Origin of the sequence: Consotaella aegiceratis (assembly GCF_036541425.1) — a bacterium.
In the GTDB taxonomy this organism is placed as follows: Bacteria; Pseudomonadota; Alphaproteobacteria; order Rhizobiales; family Rhizobiaceae; genus Consotaella; species Consotaella aegiceratis.
Genome location: NZ_JAZHFT010000101.1, coordinates 1 through 3705, shown reverse-complemented (window position 1 = coordinate 3705; position 3705 = coordinate 1). Strand labels below are relative to the sequence as shown.

Sequence of the window (3705 nt, the reverse complement as noted above, 5' to 3'; positions counted from 1 at the left end):
GCAATCGTCAGAACCTCCAGAAGATCGTGGCGCTTGGCATTACCCGTGCGCGGATCCGGAACCTCGGCAAAGCTCGCCGTGAACCAGGACATCGGCCTTCTCCTCTCAGAGCCAGGCCCTCATCCGAATCCATTCAACCAACAAATGCCAATTCAAATTCCCAAATGCGATCCCCCTGGCCGGGAAAGCGGCGCTGGCCGACGAGCCAATCGACCTCGCGCAGGACGGAGACGCGGCGCTCCTCGATGCGGTCATGGCCCTTGTCGCATTGGATGTCGGTGTCGATCGTGCCGGAGGGGGCGTCGTCGAAGCAGGCTTCGACCTCGGCCCGCAGCGTCGGCTGGTTGGCCTTCACGGCCAAGAGGGAGTCGGCGCCCCCGGCGCGGATGGCACTGGCGATGGTGGCGTTGGTGGCGATAGCGTCGATGGAGACGAGCGCCCCCTCGAGCCCGCCGTCCTCGCCGAGCCGCTCCAAGAGCACCGGGATTGCCGCGAGTTCGCCCGCCTTGTCCGGCACCGCCTCCTGGCCGAGGACGAGCCGGCCGGTGGTGGCGAAGGCCGAGACCAGGTGGATCGGTGCCTGGGCCTTGCCCCTGCCGTGGCGACGGCGGGAGGTCTTGCCATCAATCGCGGCTGCCCGAGGCATGCTGCGCGGACTGCGCCAGCCAAGACGTCTTGCCGGCCCCCGAATAGCCGACGATCAGCCTGACCCTTTCGCCGGACTGCAGGTCGGGTTCGTGTTCCTGAACCCGGTAAGGAGACGGCGGCAGTGGCAGATCCTGCAACTGCAAGATAAGTTGCTCGAAAAGGCGGGGGAGCTCTTCGGTCTGGAAGGTGTGATCCAGCTTCTTGTTTTCTCCGGTGGCGGCGAGAGACACAAGCCCGGCCAGTTTCCAGACGAGGGTCTCCGGAGCAAGCGTGGCAAAGGGCAAGCTCCCGGCCATCTGGCTCGCGACCTCCGTCGCTTCGATGAGCGATGCTTGTGGGGCTGGCAGAATCCGCTCGCGGGATCTGCTGCAGGCCAATCGATGTGGACGTCAACCGACCAATCGGCCGCGGCAATCCGAGCTGCGAGGGGGCCGTTCGGAGCCGCATTGCTGACGACGAGGAAGCCCGGCTCCCCGTCGCGCTCACCGCGCCCATGGGCGGCGCGCAATTCTCCAAAGCGCGCCAAGGCCTCCTCGATGTCACTCCAGGCCAGTGGTTGTTTCCGGTGCTTCACCTGCACGTAGATACGCCGCCCTTTAAATTGAACCTCGACGTCTTCGTCGCTCTCGACGTCGACGCTCTGCATCGACAATTCCGCCGCCTTCAGAAGGCACTGCACGGTGTAGAGATGCTGAAAAAGGAAACCGCGATGGACGGCTTCGATACGGGCAAGCTGTGCCCGGTCGAGTATCGTCGCTAGGCGCGCCACAGGAACCAAAACGGGGTCTCCGCTCATGCGAGTTCAGCGTGGAGCGGCACGGTTGACGCGTGCGCGTCGATCGCCTTCACAACCGTGGCGGCGAGAGGAAGATGTTCCTTCTCGGTCTGCCAGACCTGACGGAAGCGCTGGACGGTTTCCGTGGCGGTGTCGATGACCAGCTTTTCGGACAGAAGGGCCTTGGCCGCCAGGTGCCGAAGCTCGTCGACATCGAACTCGGCCATCTTCTTGGTCCTGGAAAAATTGAGCGCAGCCGTGTCCTCACCCTCGATATAGGGAATGGTCGACACAAGATCGTATGCCGGCGACAACGCTGCCGATCGCCGATCCGGATAGATTAGCGACCAGTTCTTGAGATGCATGTCGCCATTTCCGGTCAGCGCGCTGTACACGAGCCGGCGAATGAACTCGGCAGCGCCCACGTCGCCCGCCTCGGTGCCGATGACGCGCGCGATATTGGCGTAGCTCGCGCGCTTGTATTTGTCGTCGGGGAAGACCCCGAAGACCTGCGCGAAATCTTCGGTGTGGACGGAACCATCGGCAGTTCGGTCGAAGCGGCTGACGGCAAGCGCCTGTCCCTTCAGCTCGCCGATGCCTTCCGGAATGCCGGCGATGGCATCGAGATCGACCAAGTTGATGACCGGCACGTCCATGCCGATCATCCCGGCGAGCGTCATCATCGAGAACTCGTTTTCGGGAACGCCGCCGAACTGCTGGGACGGGAGCTTCACGATCCAAGAGCCGCCGACGCCTTCGGCGGGAATGGTCAGGCCCCCACCTTTCCCTGCGTTCGCGAATGCGGAAAATTTGAGCTGCACACCGGCGAGTGAAAAGCGTAGCGCATTGGGTTTGGCATTGTCCGGCAAATCATCGTCGGCGGCAGGCGGAAGAGCGTCCCCTGCCGCCGGATGAATCGACAGTGCTCCTGGCAAGTCGAGGCCCAGCACCCAGAGTAGGAAGAATTCCCGCTGCTGGTTGACCCCTGCCCGCTCCGCAAGATACCGGCGTAGGCCGCCCTCCGGCAGCAGGTTCGAAAAGAATGGCGGTACGACCCGTCGGGTCGGGCGGATATTGGTGATGAGGCCACCCAGGTCGTCCTTGAACGACAGGCTGAGGGTCGGTCGATCCTGGTTCTCGACGTAGTCTTCGTTGAAGGCGAAAATCGTTCGCTCCCCCTGCAAATGGGTCAGCGAGCCGATCGGCTCGTCATAGAGTCGCACCTCGAGAACCGGGACGTCAGGCATCTTCGTCTCCATCGTCCAGCGCATAGGCAGGGCGAGGCTCGGACGGAGCCGCGTGGGCAATTGCATTGCGTAGGCGCTGTAGGTTCTGCGCGATGTCGCGCACGACCGGCGCTGTCTGCTCGCTCGCCTGATATCGATCGAGGCGCGCGATCAGGTCACGTACCAATTGCATCTCCTGATCGCTGAGATTCACGCGGCGCAAAAAACGCAGCGTCTCTTCGATGCGATCGAGATCGGCCGAACTGCCGTAGAGGTGCTTCAATTTCTTGACCAGCCGTTCGGCGCGAGCAAAGCGCTTGTCGTTCGGCTGACCGGCATGGATATGCATGTCGGGCGTTGCTTGCGCCCTGACGAGGCTTAGCACCGCGGGAACGAGTTTTTTCGGCACGAGCATGAGCTCGAGATCGAGCGCGCGGGTCATGTCGATGAAACTCGACAACCCGGGTTCCATCTTGCCACTTTCGATTTGTGAGATATGGCTTTGAGTCAGCCCAGCCCGCTCGCTAAGGGCGCGCTGACTCACGCCAGAGGCCTCGCGAACTTCGCGTGCCTGCGCGGTTAGGCTTTCGCTCTGGTAAGACACGATACATTATCCTAGATCAGGAACCACGAATGATCAGGATGATGTATCTACTGCTCCGCACTCAAAATGTCAATCTTGGCGATCTAGGATAGTGATCAGGAAGAGTTTTCGATATAGGATCATGCATCAGAAGTTGTCCGAAGTATGTCGCAATCTTTGGACACTCGCTAGGTAATTACCCGCCCTCGTTACCGACTTGCGCGTTCAGGCGCTGAGGGTGTGACGGATGGTCTGGAAAGGGTTGGCGCCGTTTCGCAGTCGAGCGGTATCGACGACGGTGCGGATGTCGGCCTCTCCTTGGGCGGCCCAGAGGGCGCGATATCCATTGGTGACCTTGCGCTGGATGACAGCGGGTCGGAGCGCGCGTTCGCAGGCATTGTTGGTCGCCTCGAGCGCTCCAGGCCAGTCGGCGAAGGTGAGAAGCTGATTTCTGGCGCGGCGGAATTTGTGCT

General features: G+C 61.9%; 5 protein-coding genes and 1 pseudogene. 1 reads left to right on the top strand and 5 read right to left on the bottom strand.

Features of this window, described 5'->3' with window-relative positions; translation table 11 throughout:
* Window positions 1–175: 175 nt before the first annotated feature.
* Both SMD10_RS24990 and SMD10_RS24985 read right to left on the bottom strand, forming a co-directional pair.
* A pseudogene (locus SMD10_RS24990) lies at window positions 176–631 on the bottom strand (ISAs1 family transposase); the annotation flags it as partial.
* Window positions 624–944 carry a hypothetical protein gene (locus SMD10_RS24985; protein WP_331688437.1) on the bottom strand — a complete coding sequence of 107 codons (321 nt, stop codon included), beginning with the start codon at window positions 942–944 and terminating at the stop codon, window positions 624–626. The pseudogene SMD10_RS24990 and the gene SMD10_RS24985, both read right to left, overlap by 8 nt.
* 32 nt (window positions 945–976) lie before the next feature.
* Between SMD10_RS24985 and SMD10_RS24980 the strand changes: the two genes are divergently transcribed.
* Entirely contained in the window at window positions 977–1408 is a 432-nt protein-coding gene (locus SMD10_RS24980) for a hypothetical protein (RefSeq protein ID WP_331688436.1), read from the top strand.
* Window positions 1409–1440: 32 nt separating this feature from the next.
* Here the strand turns inward: SMD10_RS24980 and SMD10_RS24975 are convergent, their stop codons facing one another.
* The 3 genes from SMD10_RS24975 to SMD10_RS24965 form a co-directional block, all read right to left on the bottom strand.
* A complete protein-coding gene (locus SMD10_RS24975) occupies window positions 1441–2670 on the bottom strand; it encodes a type II toxin-antitoxin system HipA family toxin (protein ID WP_331688438.1) in 1230 nt (409 codons plus the stop codon).
* Window positions 2663–3253 carry a helix-turn-helix domain-containing protein gene (locus tag SMD10_RS24970; protein WP_331688435.1) on the bottom strand — a complete coding sequence of 197 codons (591 nt, stop codon included), beginning with the start codon at window positions 3251–3253 and terminating at the stop codon, window positions 2663–2665. The genes SMD10_RS24975 and SMD10_RS24970 overlap by 8 nt, the downstream gene beginning before the upstream one ends.
* A gap of 204 nt (window positions 3254–3457) precedes the next feature.
* The coding region (locus SMD10_RS24965) for an IS66 family transposase (RefSeq protein WP_331686520.1) at window positions 3458–3705 on the bottom strand (248 nt) is incomplete at its 5' end.